This is a genomic window from Methylomarinum vadi, from assembly GCF_000733935.1.
In the GTDB taxonomy this organism is placed as follows: domain Bacteria; phylum Pseudomonadota; class Gammaproteobacteria; order Methylococcales; family Methylomonadaceae; genus Methylomarinum; species Methylomarinum vadi.
On sequence record NZ_JPON01000001.1, the window covers coordinates 2,464,408 to 2,489,844 of the forward strand.

20 protein-coding genes and 2 pseudogenes are annotated in these 25,437 nt (G+C 50.1%); 15 read left to right on the top strand and 7 right to left on the bottom strand.

Annotated features, from left to right (window positions below):
* The first annotated feature begins 102 nt into the window (after nucleotides 1-102).
* The 5 genes from EP25_RS0112300 (at nucleotide 103) to EP25_RS0112320 (ending at nucleotide 6,324) form a co-directional block, all read left to right on the top strand.
* Nucleotides 103-1,359, top strand: coding sequence for a TolC family protein (locus EP25_RS0112300; protein ID WP_031434168.1), 1,257 nt, complete (start codon nucleotides 103-105; stop codon nucleotides 1,357-1,359).
* Entirely contained in the window at nucleotides 1,356-2,447 is a 1,092-nt protein-coding gene (locus EP25_RS0112305; RefSeq protein WP_031434169.1) for an efflux RND transporter periplasmic adaptor subunit, read from the top strand. The genes EP25_RS0112300 and EP25_RS0112305 overlap by 4 nt, the downstream gene beginning before the upstream one ends.
* Nucleotides 2,447-5,515, top strand: a complete 3,069-nt coding sequence (locus EP25_RS0112310) for an efflux RND transporter permease subunit (RefSeq protein WP_031434170.1) — start codon at nucleotides 2,447-2,449, stop codon at nucleotides 5,513-5,515. The genes EP25_RS0112305 and EP25_RS0112310 overlap by 1 nt, the downstream gene beginning before the upstream one ends.
* A complete protein-coding gene (locus tag EP25_RS0112315; protein WP_031434171.1) occupies nucleotides 5,512-5,817 on the top strand; it encodes a DUF3240 family protein in 306 nt (101 codons plus the stop codon). The genes EP25_RS0112310 and EP25_RS0112315 overlap by 4 nt, the downstream gene beginning before the upstream one ends.
* A 75-nt stretch (nucleotides 5,818-5,892) precedes the next feature.
* Nucleotides 5,893-6,324, top strand: coding sequence for an RNA recognition motif domain-containing protein (locus EP25_RS0112320; protein WP_051906626.1), 432 nt, complete (start codon nucleotides 5,893-5,895; stop codon nucleotides 6,322-6,324).
* 27 nt (nucleotides 6,325-6,351) lie between these two features.
* Here EP25_RS0112320 and EP25_RS21975 read toward each other — a convergent pair.
* A pseudogene (locus EP25_RS21975) lies at nucleotides 6,352-7,637 on the bottom strand (diguanylate cyclase).
* Nucleotides 7,638-7,866: 229 nt separating this feature from the next.
* Here EP25_RS21975 and EP25_RS0112330 point away from each other — a divergent pair.
* The 3 genes from EP25_RS0112330 to EP25_RS0112340 all read left to right on the top strand — a co-directional run bounded on the left by EP25_RS0112330 (nucleotide 7,867) and on the right by EP25_RS0112340 (nucleotide 11,579).
* Complete coding sequence (locus tag EP25_RS0112330; RefSeq protein ID WP_031434173.1) at nucleotides 7,867-9,066, top strand: ABC transporter permease; 1,200 nt, start codon at nucleotides 7,867-7,869, stop codon at nucleotides 9,064-9,066.
* A 592-nt stretch (nucleotides 9,067-9,658) separates the two neighbouring features.
* The gene (locus tag EP25_RS0112335) at nucleotides 9,659-10,378 is read left to right on the top strand and encodes a DUF434 domain-containing protein (protein WP_031434174.1); all 720 of its coding nucleotides are present in this window, start codon (nucleotides 9,659-9,661) and stop codon (nucleotides 10,376-10,378) included.
* Between the two features lie 46 nt (nucleotides 10,379-10,424).
* Nucleotides 10,425-11,579, top strand: a complete 1,155-nt coding sequence (locus tag EP25_RS0112340) for a serine aminopeptidase domain-containing protein (RefSeq protein ID WP_235185893.1) — start codon at nucleotides 10,425-10,427, stop codon at nucleotides 11,577-11,579.
* A gap of 116 nt (nucleotides 11,580-11,695) precedes the next feature.
* Here EP25_RS0112340 and EP25_RS0112345 read toward each other — a convergent pair whose 3' ends face one another.
* From EP25_RS0112345 to EP25_RS0112360, 3 genes are all read right to left on the bottom strand, one after another.
* Nucleotides 11,696-12,145, bottom strand: coding sequence for an HMA2 domain-containing protein (locus EP25_RS0112345; protein WP_031434176.1), 450 nt, complete (start codon nucleotides 12,143-12,145; stop codon nucleotides 11,696-11,698).
* A 909-nt stretch (nucleotides 12,146-13,054) separates the two neighbouring features.
* On the bottom strand, nucleotides 13,055-13,954 hold the full coding sequence (locus EP25_RS0112350; RefSeq protein WP_051906632.1) for a methyl-accepting chemotaxis protein: 900 nt from the start codon (nucleotides 13,952-13,954) through the stop codon (nucleotides 13,055-13,057).
* A gap of 420 nt (nucleotides 13,955-14,374) precedes the next feature.
* Nucleotides 14,375-15,406: a GGDEF domain-containing protein gene (locus tag EP25_RS0112360; RefSeq protein WP_031434178.1), complete on the bottom strand. Its 1,032-nt coding sequence runs from the start codon at nucleotides 15,404-15,406 to the stop codon at nucleotides 14,375-14,377.
* A gap of 311 nt (nucleotides 15,407-15,717) precedes the next feature.
* Here EP25_RS0112360 and EP25_RS0112365 point away from each other — a divergent pair, with 311 nt between their 5' ends.
* From EP25_RS0112365 to EP25_RS0112385, 4 genes and pseudogenes are all read left to right on the top strand, one after another.
* Nucleotides 15,718-17,052: an IS1380 family transposase gene (locus EP25_RS0112365; RefSeq protein ID WP_031432119.1), complete on the top strand. Its 1,335-nt coding sequence runs from the start codon at nucleotides 15,718-15,720 to the stop codon at nucleotides 17,050-17,052.
* A gap of 265 nt (nucleotides 17,053-17,317) precedes the next feature.
* Nucleotides 17,318-17,749 (top strand): annotated as a pseudogene (gene tnpA, locus EP25_RS0112370) (IS200/IS605 family transposase).
* A 227-nt stretch (nucleotides 17,750-17,976) separates the two neighbouring features.
* The gene (locus EP25_RS0112380; protein WP_031432630.1) at nucleotides 17,977-19,290 is read left to right on the top strand and encodes an IS1380 family transposase; all 1,314 of its coding nucleotides are present in this window, start codon (nucleotides 17,977-17,979) and stop codon (nucleotides 19,288-19,290) included.
* A 428-nt stretch (nucleotides 19,291-19,718) separates the two neighbouring features.
* The gene (locus EP25_RS0112385) at nucleotides 19,719-20,399 is read left to right on the top strand and encodes a Crp/Fnr family transcriptional regulator (RefSeq protein WP_031434179.1); all 681 of its coding nucleotides are present in this window, start codon (nucleotides 19,719-19,721) and stop codon (nucleotides 20,397-20,399) included.
* Between the two features lie 402 nt (nucleotides 20,400-20,801).
* Here EP25_RS0112385 and EP25_RS0112390 read toward each other — a convergent pair whose 3' ends face one another.
* Together EP25_RS0112390 and EP25_RS0112395 are read right to left on the bottom strand one after the other, a co-directional pair.
* Nucleotides 20,802-22,457: a multicopper oxidase family protein gene (locus EP25_RS0112390; protein ID WP_031434180.1), complete on the bottom strand. Its 1,656-nt coding sequence runs from the start codon at nucleotides 22,455-22,457 to the stop codon at nucleotides 20,802-20,804.
* A gap of 103 nt (nucleotides 22,458-22,560) precedes the next feature.
* Nucleotides 22,561-22,893 carry a sensor histidine kinase gene (locus tag EP25_RS0112395; RefSeq protein ID WP_031434181.1) on the bottom strand — a complete coding sequence of 111 codons (333 nt, stop codon included), beginning with the start codon at nucleotides 22,891-22,893 and terminating at the stop codon, nucleotides 22,561-22,563.
* A gap of 158 nt (nucleotides 22,894-23,051) precedes the next feature.
* Between EP25_RS0112395 and EP25_RS0112400 the strand changes: the two genes are divergently transcribed.
* The 3 genes from EP25_RS0112400 to EP25_RS0112410 all read left to right on the top strand — a co-directional run bounded on the left by EP25_RS0112400 (nucleotide 23,052) and on the right by EP25_RS0112410 (nucleotide 24,893).
* Complete coding sequence (locus EP25_RS0112400; protein ID WP_031434182.1) at nucleotides 23,052-23,234, top strand: hypothetical protein; 183 nt, start codon at nucleotides 23,052-23,054, stop codon at nucleotides 23,232-23,234.
* Nucleotides 23,235-23,428: 194 nt separating this feature from the next.
* Nucleotides 23,429-23,824: a DUF2202 domain-containing protein gene (locus tag EP25_RS22980; protein ID WP_268745441.1), complete on the top strand. Its 396-nt coding sequence runs from the start codon at nucleotides 23,429-23,431 to the stop codon at nucleotides 23,822-23,824.
* Between the two features lie 16 nt (nucleotides 23,825-23,840).
* Entirely contained in the window at nucleotides 23,841-24,893 is a 1,053-nt protein-coding gene (locus EP25_RS0112410; RefSeq protein WP_036300544.1) for an urease accessory protein UreH domain-containing protein, read from the top strand.
* A 12-nt stretch (nucleotides 24,894-24,905) separates the two neighbouring features.
* Here EP25_RS0112410 and EP25_RS0112415 read toward each other — a convergent pair whose 3' ends face one another.
* Complete coding sequence (locus tag EP25_RS0112415) at nucleotides 24,906-25,424, bottom strand: aspartate carbamoyltransferase (protein ID WP_235185894.1); 519 nt, start codon at nucleotides 25,422-25,424, stop codon at nucleotides 24,906-24,908.
* Between the last annotated feature and the right edge of the window lie 13 nt (nucleotides 25,425-25,437).

Here is a 25,437-nt window from a genome sequence, read left to right on the forward strand (position 1 = left end):
ATTAAATCAATCTCGGGTTGAGTACTTGCTTAGCGGGCATTAGCGACCGTTTTCAAACCCTATTTTGACTATGAGTGATTTAATCTCAATCGGAGTTTTATTATGAAAGGCTCTCGCCTTGTCAAATACTGGCTACCGGTCATGTGTTTATCGACCGCAATGAGTTACGCCGAACCAGACTATGTAGTCGAACACGTTGACCCGATCAGTGTCGATAGCCAATTGACGCTACCACAGTTAATCGAACAAACCGTGACAAAATACCCGGACCACTTGTTAAATCCGGCCCTGCAGCAAGAAGCCGATGCTTTGAAACAACGTGGCGACAGTTTGGTGGCTGGCGCTTCCAGCCTATCGGTGCAATATCTCGACGATGTCGTGGCGGACAACATCGGCTACAAACAGATCTCCGCGCAATTGAATGTACCATTATGGAACTGGAATCAACGCTCTGTCGGCCAACGCTTGGCGGAACAGGCGCAATTATCGGCGGACAAGCATTCCTCCGCCTTGACCTTGCAAGTCGCTGGTTTGGTGAGGGCGGCGTTATGGGATTTGGCGTTGGAAAAAATTCGCTACCAGCAAGATAAGCAAATCCTGGAAATTGCCGAAAAATTGTTGCAGAAGATTCAACAGCGAGTCGAATTGGGCGATTTGCCCCGTTCCGATTATCTGTTGGCCAAGTCGGATTACTTACAAAAAAAATCGCTGCTGACCCAGGCCGAGGCAAGAGTCATGCACGCACGGAAAGCCTACGCAAGTCTGACCGGCATCACCAGGATACCGGAAAATTTCAGAGAGCAGTTAAGTGCAGAAACCGACATCGGCGAGCAACATCCTTTTCTCCAGGCGGTGACCGCGCGGATCGAGCGCAAAAGGGCGGAAGTCGAATGGACCAAAAGCCAGGGCTCGGGTCAGCCCGTGTTTCAATTGGGCATGCAGAACGAACGGGGACAACGTGGCGAACGTTCCCTGCAAAGCGCTGGCGCCGGTATATCAATTCCCTTCGGCGGCCGCTCTTTTCTCGATCCTCAGATTGCCCAAGTCAATGTGGAGTTGAACCAGATCTTGGCCGAACGGGAACATCTCTATCGCCAATTGGAAAAAAACCTGCATGAGGCCCGGCATAACTTGGAAGTGGATGAGGCGGAATTAGCCATCGCCGACGAAATGAAGGATATCGCCGAAAAGCATCTGAAAATGACCCAGCTCAGCTTCGCTGCCGGTGAAATCAATCTGATGGATTTATTGAAAATCCAGGCGATGACCAACAACGCTATCCGCCATGCCAAAGAGCACCAAGTCCAGCAACAACGCAATATCGCCTTTTATAATCAGGCGGTCGGAGTCCTACCATGAGAATTTTTTTATACACCCTGCTGTTTATCGTCAGCATGTCGGTTCACGCCGAAACCGAGCAAATCCATATTTCCCAAGTGCAGTTTTACAATCTGGGCGTCAAACTGGGCCATCTGCAAGCCGTCGAACAGATACCCTTGCTCTATGCGCCGGCCAAGGTGGTGGTGCCGCCCAGTCAGGAATTCATCGTTAGCACTTCGCAGGTCGGTTTGATCAGCCGTTTGGAGGCCGCGGTCGGAGACCGCGTAGAAAAAGATCAAATTCTGGCCTATATCAGCAGTCCCGAACTGCTTGCCCTGCAACGCCAATATCTAAAAGCGAGCAACGACGAACATCTGGCCTGGCTGACCTACCAGCGCGATAAAAAACTGTTGCAGGAGGGCGTCATATCCGATCGTCGCTGGCAGGAGACCAGCAGCCTATATAACAGCAAGGTATCCGAATTCAACGAAGCGAAACAATTGCTTGAAATCGCCGGCATGTCGCAGGCGGATATCAAGCAATTGCATAAAACGCGCCGCCTCAGCAGTCAACTGAAAGTGCGCTCGCCGATCAAGGGCGTGGTATTGGAACGCATGGTGGTCGCCGGAGAACGGCTGGATGTTTTGGCACCGATGTATCGTATCGCTAATCTGGAAAAGTTATGGTTGGAAATCAACATCCCTCAAGAACGCTTGGGACTGATTAAAGTGGGTGATCTGGTGCGGGTGGAAAACAGCGAGGTCAAGGCCAGAATCAGCATGTTGGGACAGAGCGTCACCCCGGATAACCAGACGGTATTGGGGCGCGCCGTGATCGACAACGATCAAAACGAAATCCGCGCCGGACAGACCGTCAATACCCAAATCATTCAAACCAGTGGTGAACCGGCTTATAGAGTGCCAAATGTGGCGATCGCGCAAAACGAGGCCGAATCCTATATCTTTGTTCGTAATGCCGAGGGATTTGCCGTGACCCCGGTGACGGTAATCGGCAAACAGGGCGGCGACTCGGTGATCCGGGGACCTTTCAAAGGCGATGAGAAAATCGCTGTGCGCGGTGCAGTGGCCTTGAAAGCGAATTGGTTGGGTCTGGGCGAGGGCGAATGATGAGTGCTCTGATTCGTTTCGCGCTGGGCCAACGCATTTTAATCCTTTTGTTTATATTGCTGCTGATCGGCGGCGGTTATCTGGCCTTCCAGAAAATTCCGATCGACGCCTTCCCGGAGGTCTCTCCAACCCAGGTGAAAATCATCGTCAAGGCCAACGGCATGACCCCGGAGGAAGTGGAGGCGCAGATCACGACGCCGTTGGAATACGAATTGCTCGGGATACCCAAACAAACCATGCTGCGCTCGCTAGCCAAATATGCGATCACAGATATCACCATCGATTTCGAGGAAGGCACCGACATTTACTGGGCCCGCCAGCAGGTCGCGGAACGCCTGAATACGATCTGGGGCAACTTGCCGGACGGCATCGAGGGAGGCATCGCGCCGATGACGACGCCGTTGGGCGAAATGTTCATGTTCGCTATCGAAGGCGGCGACCTCGATTTGATGGAACGTCGCACCTTGCTGGACTGGGTGATCCGCCCCGCCCTAAGAACAGTACCGGGCGTGGCCGATGTCAATTCTCTGGGCGGTTTGGTGCGCAGTTTCGAGGTCGTGCCCGACAACACCCGAATGGCGGCACGCGGCATCGGCATCACGCAGCTGGTCACAGCATTACAAAACAATAACCGCAACGACGGCGCCGGCCGTTTGACCGAAGGCGAGGAAACCCTGATCGTCAGGGCCGAGGGCCGTATCAAGACCGAGCATGATGTCGGTTCCATCGTCGTCGCCGAACACCAGGGCGTGCCGATTACCGTGGCCGATATTGCGGATGTCCGCATCGGCGCCTTGACCCGCTACGGTGCGGTCAGCAAAGACGGTAAGGGCGAGGCCGTGACCGGCTTGGTATTGAGCCTGCGCGGCGCCAATGCCCGACAGACCGTGCAAGATATCGAGGCCAAATTGGAAGAGTTGAGTACGGGTTTTCCGGAAGGCGTCAAAGTCAACGTGTTCTACAATCGCGGCACGTTGGTTGAAAAAGCGGTCAGCACCGTCTCCGACGCGCTGATTCAAGCCATCTTGCTGGTTGTCGTGACGTTGATCCTGTTTCTCGGCAATCTGCGCGCCGCCTTGACGGTGGCCCTGGCCTTGCCGTTGGCGGCGCTATTCACCTTTATCCTGATGCATTACACCGGCATGTCGGCCAACTTAATGAGCCTGGGCGGCCTCGCCATCGCCATCGGCATGTTGGTGGACGGCGCCGTCGTGGTGGTGGAAAATGTCGCCACGTTGTTCGCCGACAAGGAAAAATCCAAACGCCTGCCGCATCTGCACAGTATCTACCGGGCGACACGGGAAGTGGCCTTGCCGGTCGTATCAGGCACGACGATCATCGTAATCGTGTTTTTGCCGTTGCTGACTTTGCAGGGCCTGGAAGGCAAGCTGTTCACGCCGGTGGCGTTGACCATCGTGTTCGCCCTGTCCGGTTCGCTATTGCTGTCGTTGACCGTGATCCCGGTTCTGGCGTCGTTCCTGTTGAAACAGGTTTCCGACGAAGAACCCTGGCTGCCACGGCAATTGCAGAAGATCTATCAGCCGTTTTTGGCTTGGTGCCTTAATAACAGCAAAAAGGTCTTCGCGGCGGCGGGCGCGATGTTAGTGGTCACGGTACTGGTTTTTACTCAAATCGGCAGCACGTTCATGCCGAGCATGGATGAAGGCGATATCATCGTGCAGTTGGAAAAACTGCCGTCGATTACCCTGAAGGAGTCGGTGGCGCTGGATGTCCAGGTACAAAAAAACATCCTGAAAAACATTCCCGAAGTGGTCAATGTCGTCTCGCGGGTCGGCACCGATGAACTCGGTTTGGACCCGATGAGTCTGAACGATACCGATACCTTCATGGTCTTGAAGCCGAAGGATCAGTGGCGCGAGAAGATCGAGATCAAGGAGCAATTGATCGACGAGATCCGGCGATCGATGGCGCAGACGCCTGGCATCGCCTTCGGCTTCACCCAGCCGATCGAGATGCGGGTGTCGGAAATGTTGACCGGTACCCGGGGCGATGTCGCGGTCAAGCTGTTCGGCACCGATTTGAATGTATTGAATCAAAAGGCGCAGGAAATCGTCACGGTATTAAAAAGCATAGAAGGTTCCAGCGACGTATTCACCCGCGAGAACGAAGGCATGCAATTCCTGCAGTTGGAAATCGACAAATCCGCAGCCGGACGTTGGGGCTTGACCAGCGACGATATCCAAACCCTGTTACGCTCGCAGATCGAGGGATTGCGGGTCGGCATTGTACAGGAAGGAGTCATTAGAACGCCGCTGATCGTGCGTGGCGACAGCAATACCGCCACTTTCGAGAATCTGCAGATCGCCCTGCCCAATGGCGGCCATATCCCGATTACCGAAGTGGCCAGAATCAAGCACGTCGAAGGGCTGGTATCGATACAACGAGAACGGGGCCAGCGTTTCGTCGTGATCCGCAGTAATGTGGTGGACCGCGACCTGGTCGGTTTCGTCGACGAGGCACGCCAGGCCGTGGCCGAACGGGTAGAGTTGCCGACCGGCTATTATGTCGAATTCGGCGGTCAGTTCGAAAACCAGCAACGCGCGGCCGCGCGCTTGTCGCTCGTGATACCGGTATCGTTGGGATTGATCTTCCTGTTGTTGTTTTCCACCTTCGGCTCGGTCAGGCAAGCTACGCTGGTGTTATCCAATATTCCGTTGGCGATGATCGGCGGCGTGTTCGCCCTGTGGATTTCCGGCGAGTATCTGTCGGTGCCGGCTTCGGTGGGTTTCATCACGCTGTTGGGTATCGCGGTGTTGAACGGTGTCGTATTGGTTAATTATTTCAACCAGTTGTTCGCTGGCGGCATGGATCTGGGTGAAGTGGTATTGGTCGGTTCCGGCAGGCGCTTGCGGCCGGTGTTAATGACCGCCTGCACCACCGCCTTCGGCCTGATTCCGTTGCTGTTTGCGACCGGCCCGGGTTCGGAAATTCAACGCCCTCTGGCAATCGTCGTGATCGGCGGCCTGGTATCGTCGACTTTCCTGACCCTGATCCTATTACCGATACTCTATCGTTTGTTCGGGCAACCCAAGGAGGAAAGAGTGTGAACCATCATGAATTTTTAATCACTTTAAACGTCCCACCCAGCCTGGAAGAAGCGGTCGTCGATTGCTTGTTGACCTTTGAGTCGGAGCACGGATTCAGCAGCCTGCCTGTCTCCGCTCACGATCATCGCAACGAAGGCCTTTCCCTGGCCGAACAAGTGACCGGCCGGCAACGCAAAATTCGTTTCCAGATGTATATTGATAAAAACGATTTATCTGCTTTACTTGAAAAACTGAAAGCGGATTTTTCCGGCGCCGGTATTCATTACTGGGTCATGCCTGTGATCGAAAACGGTCTGATTTAAGGTCGTTATTTGGTTCTCGTGCCCCGGTTGTGTCAGGACGCAACCGGGGCATTTTTTGTAATAGGTCAGCTATGATTGTTTTTTTGCGGGGGTATACCGGCCCAAACCAAACGCCATAATATTCGGGAATTCATCGAACCGTCCGTAAAAGGCGGCTTGTTCAAGAAAAAAGGCCATATCAAACGCATCGAGATTTTGGTGTTCAAGGATGTCGTCTTGAATAAACTGGAATATCACGGTCTGGTCAACATCGAGCCGGATGAGGTAGCGGAAAGAGTCATTAAAAAACTGAACTGTAAAAAATTCATGGGCAAACATATTGCCGTCAGGGAATATAGACAACGGGACTGGCATAATGACCGGCGTTTGAACAACAAGAAAGCCGATATTGTGAATCGAGATCGGCGCGAAACCGACCGCCGGCGCGGCGCGCAGCTTGAGGAGATAGAGGACGTATCGGCCATGTTCATCGGCCGGGAAGGATTTCACAGAAAACAGGGAGACTAGAGCGGACCAAATGAAGAGAATAACGGATCAATTCAAACGAATTCGGTCCCTGCCGGAGGCCTTCGCGGCGTAAACCGCTCCATCGGCCTGTTTGAAAAGCTGTTGTAGCGACTTACCTTCGCGATAATCCACGATACCGCTCACGCCAATGCTGGCAGTCAACGCTAAATCGGCAAACTTCATTTTGTTGAAGCGTTCGCGCTGTTTTTCCATGATGTTGACGGCCTGTTCGGGGGCGCAGTTCAACATGATGATGACGAACTCCTCACCCCCCAACGAAAAACCAAATCGCCTTTCCGCAAAATATTCCGCAGCCAAAATCCGACATCGGCCAGCACCCTGTCGCCGATATCGTGGCCATGAGTATCGTTAATTTTCTTAAAATAATCGATGTCCAGGATGGCCAGGCTGAGCGGGCATTGATTACGAAACGCCGTCGCCAATTCCTTGGGAGCGAGTTTGTCGAAGGCATTGCGATTATACAGACCGGTGACCGGATCCAGCAGAGCGATTTCCTGTAGATGTTGCCGTTCGGCGTTTAGTTCGTTGACGATGCGCTGGTTGCGAATCAGATTGGCGGTGCGGTAAACGAATTCCTCGGCGATAACCGGCTTGGTCATATAGTCGTTGACTCCGATATGATAAAGCTCGATACGGCGCGATATGTCATCGTAAGCCGAGATCGCGAAAACAGGCGTGAGGCCTTTGTCCGTCGGATTTCTCCGAATCTCTCGGACCAATGTCAAGCCAGACATTGAGCCTTCCAGCACAATATCGGTGACGACCAAGTCATAAGTGTTTTCCTCAAATGCCGCTAACGCCCGCTCGGCATTGGAATAAGCATCGACTTCCAGTCCCCGTTCCTTCAGTAATCTTTCCAGCCACAATAATTGGCTGGGAGAGTCCTCGATCAGCAACACTTGACCGATAACATTATTGAATAAATCTTCGGCAAGCCGCTGCAAATAAACTTCGAACTGGGCGAATTGTTGCTTGCTGTATATATCCGTGGCCCCCGCCAACAGGGCCTGTTTTAACAGATTTTCGTTTTCTTCCGCGGTAAACAGAATGATTCGGGTCTCTTGACAATGACGGATGGCGCGCACCTGTTGACATAAGTTTTTCCCGCTCATGTCGCTGAGATGATAAGGAGCGCAAACCAGATCGTATTGCTGAATTCGTAATTGCGATAATGCTTCGGCGCCGCTAGAACAGAAAAAACTGGTGTAGCCGTGGCGTTGGAGAACATCGCTCAATATCGTACGAAACAATCGTGAATGATCGACGATGAGAACATTGATTTTTTTTCTCATGATGTTAACGCCATAGCGGAGCCTTAAATGAAGATCTTGGCGAAAAAAGAATAATTGAACGCAACTATTAATGCATATGATGGCCTCGCTTCATTAGAAAAGATGATGAGCTAATGAGCCGCCTAGCCTTTATTCAATGACTCTTAATCATAGAGTAGTATATCATTGTTTAAAAAAGCAATTTGCTGTCGACTGCCGGCTCGATAACCGTAACTCCCAGGAACCGATAATGAATCTTATCGATCTCGCCACCTTATCCTATCGCACCATTATCTGTCATAAGTTACGTTCGATATTAACAGCACTGGGTTTAGTGATCGGGATTGCCGCGGTGGTCATTTTGACCTCGATCGGCCGTGGCGTGCATCAGTATATTCTGGCCGAATTTACCCAGTTCGGGACCAACCTGTTAGCGGTATTTCCCGGCAAAACGACGACGATGGGGCTCTCCGGCGCGACGATCAGCACGGTCAGACCGCTCACGCTAGCCGATGCCGTCAGCCTGGAAAAACTGGAGCAAGTGATTGCCGCAGTGCCACTGGTCCAAGGAAATGCCAGAATAGAGGCCGGAGAGAAACAACGCCGCGCCAATGTATTCGGCGTCGGCCCGGCGGTACCGGAAGTCTGGAAAATCAAGGTACAACAGGGACGGTTTCTACCCAGCGGTGAAAGTAGCAATCCCAGGGCTTTTGCGGTATTGGGCAGTAAGCTGCGCGATGAATTGTTCGCCTCCGACAATCCGTTGGGACAACGCATTCGTATCGGCGCCGACCGTTACCGGGTCATCGGCGTGATGGAATCGAAAGGCCAGATGGTCGGCTTCGATATGGACGATACGATTTATATTCCGACCGGAAAAGCATTGGAGATGTTCGACCGGGAAAGTCTGATGGAAATCGATGTGTTATATCGTAGCGATATAGCGGCAGAAAACGTCGAAGATGCCGTTCGGCGGCTGCTGATTGCCCGCCACGGCCGGGAGGATTTCACCATCATCACGCAAAATCAGATGCTGGAAGCCATGGATTCGATTCTGAACATTTTGACGTTGGCGGTAGCCGGATTAGGCGGGATTTCTTTGCTCGTCGGTTCGGTCGGCATCTTGACCATCATGACGATCGCCGTTTCCGAACGGGTATCCGAAATTGGCCTGTTGCGTGCGATAGGCGCCACTCAAATCAGTATTTTTCAGATTTTCCTGGCCGAGGCGTTGATGTTGAGCCTGGTCGGTGGAATCATCGGCATTGCCGTCGGCATCGGCACGGCCCAGTTGATCAATTGGGCCGTGCCGCAATTGCCTGTTGAACTGGCCTGGACCTATATTGCCGCGGCTTTTTGTGTGTCTATACTAATCGGCATGATCACCGGAGTCATGCCGGCGATGAAGGCCGCTGGTTTGGAACCATTGGAAGCACTGCGAACTGAATAATGCCGTTTTGATATTGCTTCGCTACTAATTACACACAGCACAGGCTTTTTGACTTATTGTGCACAGCTAATGCTTCAAGGAAAGTCTACACTATTCTATAAATAATTGATCTATATATATTAGTTTGTTTTATGTGTGTAGATCTATCAAGCAAAACGATTGTGAATTTACCGCTTTCCGGGCCCGAAATACCGTTAATCCACAGAGTTATCCACAGCACCTGTGGCTCCTCCGTTCTCGCATCGGGTTCGCTTGCTGGTAAAGTTTAATCGTTAGCAACCGATGTTTTCCCGCTCGGCTTCTTCGCGATACTGCAATATACTCATGTTTTATGAAATTTCGGCACAGGGGCGTCTATAAGAGGACGCCGTTCACCCAGCACCTAAATTCCATAGACTATTGGCTATGCCCATCATCTTCGTTAATTTAGGTGCTGGAGGCATCCTTGGTGTCGAAACCCCTGCTAAACTCCCTTGTAACGCCTTGGATAAATGCCGAAATTTGAAGAACAAACGGTATAAAACTTTACAACCGCGATGACATAACGGCGGCAATACGGACATAATGTCTTTTTCAAATAAAGATTGAGATAATGAATCCACTGGCACAACGCCATCGTAACGCCCATCCCGATGACGAGAGGTTATTTAACGATCCTCAACTGCGGCAATTAAAGGCCGCAGTTTATGAACTATGCTGGTTGTTTGACCGAGGTTATGCCAGGCATTCGACGATCAAGTTGGTCGGCGATCATCATCAGTTAAACAAACGGCAGCGGCTGGCCATCGGCCGGGCGGCTTGTTCCGAGGGAGAAATGCGGGCACGCGAGGCAAAACGGCTCGAACTGCAGCGAAGCGAAGGCCGCCCCCTCATGGTCGACGGATTCAATTTGATCATCACCTTGGAAGCGGCGATGGCCGGCGCGGTATTGCTGCGCTGCCGCGACGGCTGCATTCGTGACCTGGCCAGTGTGCACGGCACCTATCATCAGGTCGGAGAAACCCGTTCCGTGATTGAGTTAATCGGGCGAACGCTGGCGTTATTCCATCCGTCCTCGGTCCAGTGGTTGTTCGATAGACCGATCTCCAACAGTGCGCGATTGGCACAGTCGGTCAGAACGATCGCCGAAGAGAACGGTTGGAACTGGCGGGCGGAGTTGCCCGACAACCCGGATATGGTCATCGCGGCTAGTAAGGCTATCGCGATCACATCCGATTCGGCCATTCTCGACAGCGTGCAACATTGGACCAATCTGCCCGCTTATCTGATCGAACATCACTTTCACGACGCCTGGCTGATCGACTTTTCCTGACATGTCATGTCGCGTTCAAAGACTATTGTTTTATTTGCTGTTAATTATGTTGATCAGTGGCTGCGCCCGTTCGCAAATTCTCGATGCTCCTTATCCGTTGTGGGGTCAAGCGGTTGAGATTGCGGTTTCCGCAAACGGCGAAAAAAGGCATTTGCAAATCCTGCAACCGCAAGAAGACGGAGCCGCGCAAGCATGCATCCTGATCGTCCACGGCATGAATGAATACATCGGCCGGTATGGCGATATCGCTCGTTATTTCGCCAATAATGCTGTCGTCGCAGGCCTCGATTTAAGCGCCCACGGCCTGAGCAATTCCGTTATTGCTCGGGCCGACGAAAACATCCGAAATGGCGAGGACGGCCAGGATATTGCCAATGCTTTTTTACAACAGGCCCAATTGCGCACTTTGCAGCCGATGCGGGATGATCTGGAGCGCGCGTTGACCTATCTATCGGGCCGGTGCGGCCATCATAGCAAAGCCGGGAAAGCGCTACCGCTATTCATTCTGTCGCACAGCCTCGGTTCCTTGGTCGCCGCCACGTGGTTGCTGGAAACCGACAACAAAGCGCTACGAGACAGAATCGGCGGCATCGTCTTCACCGGCCCGGCATTCTCGGTGACCCAGATTCCCGGCTGGCGCGGCTGGCTGCAAAATCCCTTCGTTGCATTTACCTTTCATACCCACGAACATTTCCTGCATCCCCACGATGAAGCATTGCCGCTGCTATTGTTCAACCAACTGCTGGCGGCGATTACCGTGCCGCTTCAGGACGGCGTCATCGAGTTATTGTCGCTGCCGGGTATGCGCGAGCTGTTTTCGCCGACGACGCCGGGTTGGGTGGTTAATTATCTGAGCGATTGGGAGGAAGAGCGACGGCGGCACAGGGCCGATCCGCTGATCATACGCCGTTCGGTACTGCGTTATGTGTTGGCGGTGGAAAAGGAAATCATTACCTTCAGGCGTGGGATGGCAAATTTTGATACGCCATATCTGTTGATTTATTCCGAACTTGACCCGATCACCCCGGCCTGGGGCGATCGCGACTTCGTTGCCCTAACCGAAGAAAATCACCGCGATAACGAAGTCATGGCATTAGCGGGCGAGAACCATCACGAACAGTTGTTCTCCAAGCCACCCTTACGAAACCGGATTATGAATAAGATCCGCTCCTGGATTGAGCTGCGTAAGGCAACGCAATAGTTATGGCGATCAGATAATTTTTTAATTTAATCGCAGTCCATCGTATGCCAAATAAGCGTCAATGCAGATTTATCATCGTAATGCGGGACGAAGACTGAAAAACTTTTCTAAATCTCCTATGGAAACAATCGCTTCAACGATTTACGATAAATGTACAAATGCGCCCCCAGGTTTGCGACAAATAACCAGCCGGTCGATTGATGCCAAAATCTCCGGAGACTTAGGTTCGGAATTGCAAGTGCGGCAATCGATGTACCAAAACTCGATAACATGATTAATTTATTAACGCGGTTGAAATTCTTTTTACTCAACGGAGTGTACGGTTTTGGTAACATCCCGATGACTGCATCGACTGCGGAATCGATGCTTGATTCGATAGCCGCAAGTTCAATGGCATTCCTGTCGAAACGAATCAAAAGGCTTCCTGTACGGACATTTTCATGTAATTCGAAAATAGCTGCGATGTTCGATAACTCTTTTTTCAGCTGGCCGAGCCTATCATGATCACGCAAGTTTTTATCACGAACTCTTATACGTCCCGGTATCGATGAAATTATTTTGCTCATTTATCTTAATGTTTGTGCGGTTTTTAATTTAAGTATATTACTTTATTTTTACATTACACAACAGTGCTGACAATTTTAAGAGAGCCAAACGCGCCACGATTATTCGCGAAAGCTGAAATGGAGTCCGTCCGCGCCACTCCGCCACATCGTCGTAGACTCGATGCTGACTCCGTCCCACTCCCATAAATGACGTGACACCGCATCGGGAAACCTTTTGTTTTGTCTCCACCTTTCTTTGTGCGAATTCAGAAGATAGATGTCGAGGCCGCGCGATATGCGGGAAATAACTATACGCCAAATAGAGCGTGACGATTAGTAAGATATTTTCCTTACAGCGTCTACACTTTGGCATCAAACTAGTCATTGCGCTCCAAGCTTGCCGCATGTGAGCCATAGCGTGTTATGTGAGTAATCATTGGTCTAAAAGGCGTAATTTGTAGCGATCCAATCGGCGAAGCCGTATTGCACCTAAGATAATTTCATACCATACTCGCCTAATACCCAACTACCGATGTATCTTTGGGAGTAACTTACTTTCCGTTAATTTGTTGGAACCGAGAGATAATGACCTTCTAATTGGCCACATTGATTTGCTACGAGAAAATATTCGTTTGGTTAAACAAAGTCATCCAGTTAAAACTCATGGCTGGGTTGTTTTGCCGAACCATATATACTGCGTCATCGAACTGCCAAGAGATGATGTTGATTTCCCTTTGCGATGGCGGATCAATAAAGATGGGATTTTCAAAAATAATCTAACAATTTTTAATTTAATGACAATCTATCGTCATTAACGCCCCGTAGATGGCATTCGGCTTAGCTTGGCCAGTGACAACTAATTCTTACATAGCAGACAGTTAATCAGTCTGCTGATAGAGATAATATTGTCTTTGTTCAGCTGATATCCACCTAAAATAATTCGATATTACCTGAATTCAGTTGATCGGCAGACGTTGATTTTTCCGCGGATCGATTATCCTTCCTCAGACTTTCGTTCCAAACGTCACGTGAAACAATAAATTTGTTGAGCTTGCCGCGTATTACTTCGCCCAGTTTTGTTAAATCCTCTGCTTTGACCGATGGAGTTTGATGCTCCGCTAAAGCGTTTGAATCAAGATTGACTAATGCATCAACGGCATTTTGGGACTCCATGGCTGTTTCCTTCTGCTGTTCCATGGCGTTTAATATCTCGCAGGCATTACCTAGAATTTCCGCTACCATGTGCTCGATACCGGATAGTTCCTGTCCTGATGCGGTTGCCAATTGTTGGGTTTGATCGGCTAAATTACGCTCTTCTTTCATGGTATCGACAACAAGCACAGTCTCTTGTTGAATCGCTTCAATAGCCTCTTGTACTTCGAGCGTAGAGCGCTGAGTACGCTCGGCGAGATTACGGACCTCATCGGCGACAACAGCAAAGCCTCGTCCTTTTTCGCCCGCTCGTGCAGCTTCGATAGCGGCATTCAAAGCCAATAGGTTTGTTTGAACGGCGATTTCTTTAATCACATCGATAATCTGTCCGATATCCGCACTGCGCGAGGATAAGCGTGAAACTCGTTCCGAGACTTGATCGATTTGATGAGCAAGTTGGTCCATGCTGGAAGCGGTATCCTGAAAAACGGTCTGGCAGGATTTAACTTTCCATTGCGCATTGGTAATGGCTTGATTGGTTGCGTCGACTTGCTGGTATACGATTGACCCCGAATCGCGCATTTGACTTAACGCATTTGAAACCGTTCGGCTGTATAGTTTTTGAAGCTCCGCTTTTTGTATCTGAGATGAATAATTGTCGGCTAGTTCTTTCGACATGGGAGCGAGCCGTGCAGCAGAAGCGGAAATGGCGGTAACCCCTTCGTCACATGCGATTTGGAGGCGTTTGATTGCCCTATTGATTCGTTGTGTCAGATGATAATCTTGTCATCGTCGGAAATCAAAGAGACGATTGATTTTTCCATTTCCTCGATAGGTTTTTTAACCAGAAAACGATATAGCAAAGCAATAAATGCGAGTAAGAGTATAATCCTGTAGGATCATTGAACGAAAAATTGGTGACTCTCCCTGGGATAACAGCGAGAACAAAGCGTCTGAAACAACGGCAAAAAACACAACCAATATGACAAGGGCGTAATGCGATATCTGTCTGAGCATTTATTTGATTCAAAGGTAGTGACTACAGAATACCAGGAACGTTTGAGTTGTCGGTTGGTGCTAGTCCAGCAGTCTCATTCATCAAACTGCTTTCTCGACCCGATTTCTTCCCCGATCCTTAGCCAAATATAGCGCTTCGTCAGCTCGTTGAAGCAAATCGTTAGCTAATTCGTTTTTATGGAATTGTGCAATCCCAATTGAAACAGTAATACTGCCATAACGTTTCCCACTCTTAAGGTCTTTCAGTGATCCTGACGAGACCGCATGGCGGACCTGTTCGGCGATGGTGACGGCATCGTTTAGCTTTGTCTGCGGTAAGATCACTGTAAACTCCTCTCCTCCAAATCGAGCAACTGTATCTTTACCTTTCAGGCAGCGTTTCAGCGTGGATGCGACGAAACGTAGCACTTTGTCTCCGACAAGATGGCCGTAGGTGTCGTTGAATTTTTTGAAATGATCGATATCGATCACCAGGATACAAAATGTTATATCCTGCTCCCGTGCAGCAATGACTGTGTGTTCCAGGGTTGTATCGAAGGCCTTACGATTGGAAATTCCTGTTAAGGAATCAGTCAATGACTCTACCTTGACCTGCTCTAATTCCTTTCGCAATAAATCAACTTCGGTTAAAAGATGCGACATATTATTTTCAAGCCGGCGCTGCATTTGTTCCATGGAACGCGTTTCTTCATAAACTTTTTGAACCTCCGAAGAAATACTATCTATCGGAGTGGCAGGATCTAAAATTTCGGCAAAACGACTAAGTGTTTGGGCATAGTCGGATATATTTCCTCCCGACTGTTCAAAGGCGTTTTGAACGCTCATAACGATGTGTCGCAGTTCCAGACGAATTTTCTCGAGTGCATTCTGATCCTGATTAAAGAATCGCTGATATAACTCCCAAAGCCGCTCACTAGACAGGGAGTCAGGTTGACCAATTAATTCATTTAGCGCGGATTTCAGTTCTTCATTTTTCCCTGCGACATGATCATAACCGAGGCGGTAATTGACCGGCGATGGAGCGATTCTGTATTTGGCTAATAAAGCGGTTGTCAATCGAAAAAATTCATACGTCTTTGCAACATCATCGTCGATATAGGGGTTGGTATGCATAATTCTTTGAAGTTATTAAATGTAATTTAGCAGGTGTTTAATGCCAACATTCAAACCGTTCCTTCACTCCGAAACGATATTAACTAATTTTTTTTGTATCTTACGAATTTTCCCGAGCTCTATTTTTCAAAATGGCGATATAAGGTTATGCATGATTTATATTTCTGATTAATGAAATAATCTGTCCAGTATTCTGTAATAAACAACCTGAATCCGTGACTTAAGAAGTGATAATCTCTTCTATCCTAATGATTTAACAAGCTTAATCTGGGATAATGTCGTTATTTCTTCATTCACCCACTCAGTGAATCATGAAACGATTTATCCTGGAGCAGTCAGAAACTGAATTTTATACCAGCCATTCCGGATTAGCCTTAGTGGGCTTATGTTTGAATCAGTATGGCCAACTCAATCAAGTGCTGGATAAGGGTATTCCATTGCGCCACGGTATCGCTCATGCCGATATTATCAAAAGCATGATCGGGTCGCTTTGCCTGGGCAAGAGCGATTTCGAAGCGATTGAGAATTACCGCGACGACGACTATTTCAAAACCGCGCTGTCGATTCAACAAGTCCCCTCCAGCGCTCGCCTTAGACAACGGTTGGACGAACACGCCGAGGCACTATTGCCGCTCGTTTATCAGAGCAACATCGATTTTCTGGCCCACGCGCAAGTCCCGGTAACGCCGTTAGCCACTGGTCATGTGGCGCTGGATATCGATGTTTATCCGATGAACAACGAAAAAACGCGCAAGGAAGGCGTCTCCCGAACCTATAAAGGATTCGACGGCTATGCCCCCATCGCGCTTTATTTGGGCCAAGAAGGCTGGTGTCTTGGCAACGAACTGCGCGAAGGCAAGCAACATTGCCAATACGAATTCCTCTATTCCTTGGAGCGCGGACTGACTGCAGCCAAGCGTCTGACACCCTTGCCGTTACTTGTTCGCCTGGATAGCGGGCATGACGCTCTCGACAACCGAATTGTCTTACAGGAAGACGAGCAAGCCGAGTTCATCATCAAATGGAATCCCCGTAAACAGAATGCCGATGCTTGGCTAGCCTACGCCGAGCAACACGGACAATGGGACACACCACGTGAAGGCAAACGGGTGGCCTTATTTAGTGTCACGGAGGAACACACCCGAAACGGCCAAACCTATTCCTGTCGTCGCGTCATGCAAATCACCGAACGAACAACAACGGCTAAGGGACAACTCCTGCTGTTCCCTGAGATCGAGATGGAAGGCTGGTGGACAAGCCTAGCTTCTACCGAATATGACGACACATTGATCGTTCAACTGTATCGTGATCATGCCACCGCCGAGCAATTTCACAGCGAGTTTAAAACGGATCTGGACATCGAACGCTTGCCTTCGGGCAAATTCGCCACCAACGATGTCATCATGACCCTGAGCGCCTACAGCTACAATATCTTGCGCTGGATCGGCCTGATCGGCTTACTGGGGCAACAAAGCCCCATTCGGCATCCGGCCAAACGACGCCGCATCAGAACCGTCATTCAAGAACTCATGTATCTGGCCGCCCGTTTGATCCGTACCGGTCGCCGGTTAAAACTGCGCTTTTCCAACGCTTGCCCCGGCTTTATCGCGTTTGAATCGACCTACACAAAACTCGCCGCCGGTTAACCCTTCAACGTTTTCAGCTTCAAACCATCAGCGTGGCAACACCGCGTTTAATCTCTCTTTGCCCAAAAAACGCCATACCCCTATTATTTTCTCAAAACCTACGAAAAAAAGTTTCAATAATCCTCAGTTAAACTCGACTTTATTGATAGCGTTATAAAATCTCCGAATTTTGGAAAACTCAAGAATTAATTATCCATCATAAGGTTTAAACCACCGGCTTTAGCCGGTCAGCTTTAGCTGCGATAATTTGCCCAAGGAGGTGGCGATGGACTATAGATACGGCAGCCATACGGTTTACCAAATTGAGTATCATTTTGTTTGGGTTACGAAGTATCGTTATAAAGTGCTGAAGGATGAAATAGCCGAACGAGTGAGAGACTTGGTGCGGCAGACATGCGAAGCCTTTGAGATACGGATTATCAAAGGTGTCGTGAGCAAAGATCATGTGCACATTTTGGTGAGTGCGCCGCCGACTATGGCCCCAAGCGAAATCATGAGGCGAATCAAGGGACGAACTTCGAGCTATCTGTTCGAAGAGTTCCCGCACTTGAAAAAGCGATATTGGGGTCGACATTTTTGAGCCCGCGGTTATTTTTGCGCCACAGTGGGGCAAATGACTGATGAGATGATAAAGCAATATTTGGAGCATCACTTTGAACCTAATCCAAACGATAATTTCAAGATGGAGCCCGACTAAGACGCGTCGTTTAGTCGACGCGTATCCGGACTTTCAGTCCGTTATTGGAACCCACCCGCTTGAGCGGGTGGTTGTTTAGTTCCCAACCAATAATTGAAGTCACTGATTCAGGAACAACTGAAGACCAGTTACGCTTTAGCCCGAATATTTCATGATAGAGGCGGGCAAGTTTGTTGATATTTGATAAAATTCAGTTACTTAGATTGAATTTAACCAACAACTTGCCCATGACAAATTGTACTCCAGCTCAAATAGAATTTCCTCCCTTAAAACGCCGTAAAATAGACGCCCAATTCAGTGGTGGAGCGATCACCAGTGATGGCGGTGTGCTGTTGTTACGAGCGGTTGACCAGCAGTTAGGGTTAACCGAACGGATAGCGGCGCAGATTCCTGACGCCAGAGCCCCTGACCGCGTGCAACACTCTGTGATCAACCTGCTCCGTCAACGGGTTTATGGCTTGGCGTGTGGGTATGAGGATTTGAATGATCATGACACGCTCAGAAATGATATCGCCTTTCAGACGGCGGTGGAAAAGGATCAGACATTGGGCAGCCGATCCACCTTGTGCCGGTTTGAGCAGCAGGCGGATCGCGCCTTGATGTGGCGAGTTCATGAGGAGTTGCTGGCACAGTTTATCGCTTCGTATGAGACACCGCCGAAATCGTTGATCCTGGATTTCGACGCCACCGACGATCCGGTTCATGGCGAACAGGACGGACGTTTTTTTCATGGCTACTATCGGCACTATTGTTTCCTGCCGTTGTATGTCTTTTGCGGCCATCACTGCTTGGTCAGTTATCTACGTCCCAGCAATATTGATGGCGCCAAGCACAGCTGGGCGATTCTGGCTTTGCTGGTTCGGCGCTTGCGTCAGGCTTGGCCGGACGTTGACATCACGTTTCGCGGCGATGGCGGTTTTTGTCGCCATAAGATGCTGAGTTGGTGCGAGCGGCATCGCGTTCACTATATTGTCGGGTTGGCCAAAAATAAACGCTTAACGCGCTTAAGCCAACCCTGGATTGAACAAGCCCGGCAACAGTTCCAAAGCGAACAGCAGAAACAGCGTCTCTTTACCGATTTCCACTATAAAGCCGGCACCTGGAAACGCCGACGCCGTGTCATTCTTAAGGCCGAACACATGAGCCAAGGGAGTAATCCCCGCTATGTCGTAACCAATCTGGACGGCGATGCACAAACACTCTATGAAACCGTTTACTGTGCGCGAGGCGACATGGAAAACCGGATTAAAGAACAACAATTGGATCTGTTTGCCGACCGCACCAGTTGCAGCCTGTGGTGGCCGAATCAGTTTCGTTTGCTGTTATCGACACTGGCCTATACGTTGATCCATGCGATTCGCCGAATCGCCCTCAAAAATACCGAACTAGCGACAGCCACTTGCGCCACCATTCGCCTGAAATTGTTTAAAATCGGTGCCGTCATCATTCGTAACACCCGTCGTATTCGACTGCTGTTCAGCAGTCAGTATCCGTTTCAATCCTTGTTTAAATCCGTTTGTCAGCGCCTGTGCCCTGATTAGTACAAACAAAGTGCTGTGCCCGGCACGCTGATAAACAATGGGGTAAGGGGAAGTTGCGCCTGAAAAACGGAAATCAATGCTTAATTCCCTTTTTGACCGCTCAATTTCTCCTTACGATCGCATGTTTTAAAACAAACGAGGGTTTCGATAGGGTTTCAAGGGACTGATGAAATATCCGGGTTAGCATGTCATAATATTGATATTTGTCAATTCTTTGTATAATTGGAAAGGGTAAGCTTATACAACGTTTTTCGATTTACTGATCTATCTGAGGAGCTGATCGACCTGATGAAAGATACCAGGCTCTCGATTAATCATGCAGCGTGTAAACTAAAGTCGTTGTCCACTAACGTCTGAATAAAGCGCAAATTGATCTGATTCTAGGGCTTTTCATCTAATGCGTCCTTGACTTAAATCAAGTCGGCATCATGACATTACAAAACTTACGTAAGCATTACCTATTTTCAATTCTGGATGACAAACAGTTCAATCAAATTCTGTCAGGTATTCAAGCAATTGAGTTAAATGAGAATAACCAGTTATTTTATTTTGAAGAGAGGGCTAGATATTTTTATTTCCTCGCCAGCGGACAGATTCAGCTTTATCGGACTTCTCCAAATGGAGAAGAAAAAGTAATAGAGATTATTCAAGCGGGACAGACTTTTGCCGAAGCGGTCATGTTTTTTTCCAGCAACCGCTATCCAGTTAGTGCCAAAGCGGTTTTGAACAGTCAACTGTTGCAAATCGAGATGAAACAGTTTTCCGGATTGCTTCGAGAATCCAATGAGCTGTGCATTAGACTGCTTGGAGGATTGAGTAAGCGCTTACACAGCGCTATTGAAGAAATCGATAGATTGACCTTACATAATGCAAGTGTGAGGGTGATTCAATTTCTTCTACAAAACGCTCCGGATTTCCTTAAGGACAATCAGTATAGCTTTTACTTGGATACGCCAAAGTTATTATTGGCTTCAAGATTATCGGTGAAACCGGAAACACTCTCTCGAATACTAAAACAACTTAGCAACAAAAATCTTATCTCAGTCCAACGAAGAACGATATTTGTTCTTGACTATAGAAATCTTCAACTAGAGCTTAGTGAGGATTGATAAATTTTTTGGTCGAGTAAGACGGGCTTCTTTCGACAAAATGACGTCCTACGTGCGCTGCTTTTCTGGGTCATCTCGCCCCACGCGGCTACTACGTAATTGCAAATAGTTTGTTACCAAGCCCCTGGCGAGTCGACCAAGGGAGCTTCTCCCCCTCAGTCGGTCGTAGAATCGGACGCAAACCTGTCGCTTTATCCGGCTCCCACCATTCAACCTAATCGAGCAAACCCTGCTTTCCGATAGTGTTGTATAGGCTACAGCGAGGCATTCACCCAGCGTCTGGATACGATAGTCTCTTTGCAATCATTCATAGTCTTCGTTCATGTAGATGTTGGGTGAACGCTGTACCTTAGAAGTCTGACGGGAAACGCCCCGCGGATACTTTACACACAGTAAGAAGAATTATTTAACGAGGAAGTCGCGCATCATACCTAGGTCCTCATGTTCCAGATTATGGCAGTGATACATGAACATACCTTTGAAATGATTGAACGGCTTCAGGAAGGTGACCCGCTCGCCCGGCATCACCAAAACGGTATCCTGCCAGCCTTGGTCGACCAGACCTTGTTCGACCGTCGCCTGGCTGTTGCGAAAATTTGAACGATGCTCGCGCTTGACGATTTGAAACTGTTCCCCGTGCAAATGCATCGGATGCGGCATGGCCATGCCATGATGGCCGCCGCGGAAACCGTTATCGAAGGTCATCAACTGCAGGGTATTTACCGGAATCACTTCGTCGGGGCGGATATCGTTCATTTTGTAGGAACGACCGTTCAACAGGGCCGACATGTGGCGCATGGACAACACGATACTCCGAGGGTTATCGCTGTTGACGGCGTCTTCCAGACGTAACTTGGAGATGGACGATAACCGAGTCGGAAGCGGGCTATTGCTGTCGGCTTGCTTGGTTACCTTGACGGTCAACACCGGATAGTCGCCGCCCGATGGCAGAGCGCCACCCCCCATCATACCCCTACCCATGCCGCCCATCATGCCGTCTCCCATACCGCCATGGTGCCTACCCATCATGCCGCCGCGGCCGCCACCCATGCCCATACCGCCGCCCATCATGCCGTGCATCATCGTCGCGGCAAAAGGAAGGCTGCGCATGGTCAATTCTGTGCCGACGCTCTTGCCGCTGAAGTCCACCCAAAGCTCGCGCCGTTGTCCCGGTGCCAACATGACATAAGGAACGGTTGTCGGCTGCTCCAACAGCCCGCCGTCGGTGCCGATCACGGTGATCGGCGTGCCATCGTCCCAGGCCAGTTTATAGATACGCGAGTTGGAACCGTTCAGCAAACGCAGCCGATAGGAGCGGGTTTCCACCGATAGTTTGAAATCGGGGCGGCCGTTGATGAAGAGCCGGTCGCCGAGAAAACCATGCATGCGGTGCATCATTTGCGTGCTGTAATAAAGCTGGTTATTTTTGAAGAAGCTGCGGTCCTGGATGACGATAGGCAAATCATATGGCCCTTTGGGCAGATCCAGGGCCTGTTCTTCCGGGTCGCTGACGATAAACAGGCCGGCCAGGCCGGAGTAAACCTGCTTGGCGGTTACACCGTGGGTATGGGCGTGGTACCAGTAGGTCCCGGCACGGTTGAGGATCTCGAATTCATAGACGAAGGTTTCGCCGTGATGGATAGCGAACATCGGATTGCCGTCCATGTCGGCGGGGACGTGCAAGCCGTGCCAGTGCAAGATGGATTCGGCGGGCAGATTGTTTTTCAGGTAAATCCTGATTTTCTGGCCCTTATGCAAATGAAGGGTTGGTGCCAAATAGGTGTCGGGATCGTTGGTCACGCTATCCGGCGAACCTTTAAGGACTTTGCCGTGGACTTTCCAGATTCGCGTTTTGGGACCGTCGAAAATCGGAATTTTGGTGCTTTCCATTTGTAACTCAATTTCCACATCCGGGTGAAAATCGGCCGATGGCTTGGCGTATTTGCCAGCGCCTCCCATGGCATGCAGGAATGAAGGAAAAGAAGTGGTTGCCGCGGCTGCGGTCATGGCGCTGTATTGCAGGAATTTACGGCGATTGGGATTGATTTTGCTGCTCATGATCGCACCTCTTGGGCTTATAGTTATATATTAGTTAATTAGAGAATGATAATAATACTTGGTTCAATCGATTGCAATTGCTTCTGTCGGTCAAGGCGGGCCTTCAAGAATGATCATGCAATCGGATCTGTAACCAGGCGCTCACCCCGCCTCTCCGAGTCTTGAGCGCCACTTGCCAGCCTTGCGTCTCGACCAGTTGCCGGGTAATGGCCAAACCGAAGCCACTGCCGCCGGTCGCTCGATTACGCGAGTTCGATCCGATAAAACGGCCGAAACACGGCATCGCGCGCACCAGGGAAGGAATGCCGGGTCCACGGTCGCGCACCCCCAGGTAAAGGGTTTGCTGAAATAGACGGCAAACGACATCGATTTGGCTGCCATTGCTGTAGCGTAAGCCATTATTGATCAAATTGTCCAGGCAAGGTCGTAGTGCCACTAGGGCCAGTTTCGCCAGGCAAGTCGAATAACATTCTAACCGCAAGCGCCCGGGGACTTGGGTTTCTCCGGCGGCTGCGGACGATGCCTAAACCTTTACAGATCCACGGTGGATTCTGCGGCAATTGAGCGAAACCTTAGGCCGCTGCCAAGGATGTCATGAAAAAATTATTGTTGAGTTTCATTGTCATTTTATTGGTCTTCACCGTTTCGCAGGTGCAAGCGGGAGGTGGTCTAGACATAAGTGCAGGCGAACAAAGCATGGGGCAACGGCGGGAAATCAATCAAAACCGCATTCGGCAAACTACTCCGGCCTATGGCGCCACTCCGGTTGAGCTATAACGTTTTAAAGGCCCGGTTTTCCAAGCGGAAAATATTCAAAAGCAAACTATGAGGTATTTTGTATGAATTTAACGAGCAAAGTAGGGTCGGTATTGTTGAACACTGGCGCCGCTTTCCGTCGCCGCAAAAGGCGGAGCGTGAAAGGGTGGAAACCATAATCAGCAGGCGTTATTATCGGTGGACGAGGAAGAAAAATTGATGAGTATAGTCTTGAAGCCTCTGTTATACCCGGCATTGGCAACTTTTCTAATGACACACCGCAGAATCTGTTCGACGATCTGGTTGCGCAGGGTTCTCAGTCCTACATCGACGCCTTATGGGTCGGCGCGACCATTGAAGATTTGGACATCGTGGATTTGCGAGAAGCGATTGCCGCAACCGATAATTTGGCGTTGCAAACCACCTATGCCAATCTGTCGAAAGGCTCGAAAAATCATTTACGCGCCTTCGTTGGCTTCCTGCAACAGGAAGGCGAGGATTACCAGCCGCAATATATCGATCGGGATCTATTCGAGGCCATTATCGGTTTTTTGAAACCCATCGATAGGCCAGCCAACCCTGCCTTCTTTGCGGACGGTGGGTTTTTTTGATTTTTGAGGAGTCGCCATGGCGTTAAAAAAGCTACATCTGGACATACTGGGAATGCACTGCACCGGTTGCGAGCAGGCGATCGAGGAGGCGGTAACGGCCTTACCGGGCGTCGAGCGGATTAAGGTAAGTTACGAGCTTGCAACGGCCGATATCGATTTCGATGACGATTTCATTCGCGAGGCGGGTATTCGTCAGGCCATTATTGCCAAAGGCTATGACGTTGCCGATAAAATAACCCCAAAAACCGGCCGCTTGCTGAGAATCATGTTTTTTCTCGCTTTGCTGTTATTGGTGGGAAGCGTGGTGTTTTGGGGCAAGAGCCTGATGCCCGGATTACTGCAGCAAATCAACGCCGGAATGAGTAACGCCATGCTGTTCGCCATCGGCTTTTTGACCGGCTTTCATTGCATCGGCATGTGCGGCAGTTTCGTCGTCGGTTATGCCGATCAATCCCGGTCAGCGGTCGGCGCCCTGTTGTCCCACCTGGCCTACGGTTTCGGTAAGACTGCTTCCTATTCCACCATCGGCGCGGCATTCGGTTTGCTTGGCGCGGCCATGACCATTACTCCGTACATGCGGGGTGTGGCGGCATTGGCGGCGAGCGTATTTCTATTGCTGTACGGCCTGAAAATGTTGGATCTGATACCTAGCTTGCGGCACTTTACCTTGCGTTTGCCGAGAAGCTTCAACCGTGGGGTAAATGGTAGCATCAAAACCCAGCGCAGCCCGCTGGTCATCGGCGTTTTATCCGGCCTTTTACTGGGCTGCGGTCCGCTACAAGCCATGTATATCATGGCGGCCGGAACCGGCAGTCCGCAGGAGGGTGCCAGCTTATTGTTTTTTTTCGGCCTAGGGACCTTGGTGCCGTTACTCGGTTTCGGCTTTTTCGCCAATTTCCTGTCCCGGCATACGATTCACGAACTGGTCAGAGTGTCCGGCCTCTTGGTCATTATCATGGGTGTGATGATGGCCAATCGCGGCCTGAAAATGACCCAGTCCGGCTTCGATTTCGGCTCGCTGCGGACACAGATTGAACAAGCCCTCCATGAAACTGGGGACAAGCGCTGATATTCATGAATATTACCGTCCCTGATGCATTTGATGATGGGGGTGATGATCGGTCGCATGGCGGGCATGGTCGCTGAGCTGGGCATCGAACCATCGATGGATGGCGTCGATCAGGGCCGGTTTTGTTGTTCGATACTCGATTTCGGCCCCGTTTTCCAGTTCCCGGTAATCAATGTCGATGGCGCCGGGTTCGGCATTGCGCAGCACGGCCAGTCCCGGCATGTTGTCGCCATGAATTCTGGCTGGGTCGGCGAAATCGCCTTGCTTGAATTCTTTGGCAATGTTGCCGAGATGTTCACGGATCAGTTTGATTTGAGTGTCATCGGCCGGATCTTTGGCAATCACCTGCTGTAAACCACCCTGTTGCGTCTTGGAAAAAATGTGCAGTGTCCGTTCCAGCGAGAACGGCATGACTTGGCGGCCGCGGCGGGCCACTTCGTCGAGCCTGCTGTCGGAAGCCGGTTCGGCCGCGTTTAATTCACCGCAAAGAACGCCTGATAACATGGCGATTACAGTTATATTTCGTTTCAATGGGTACATAAGC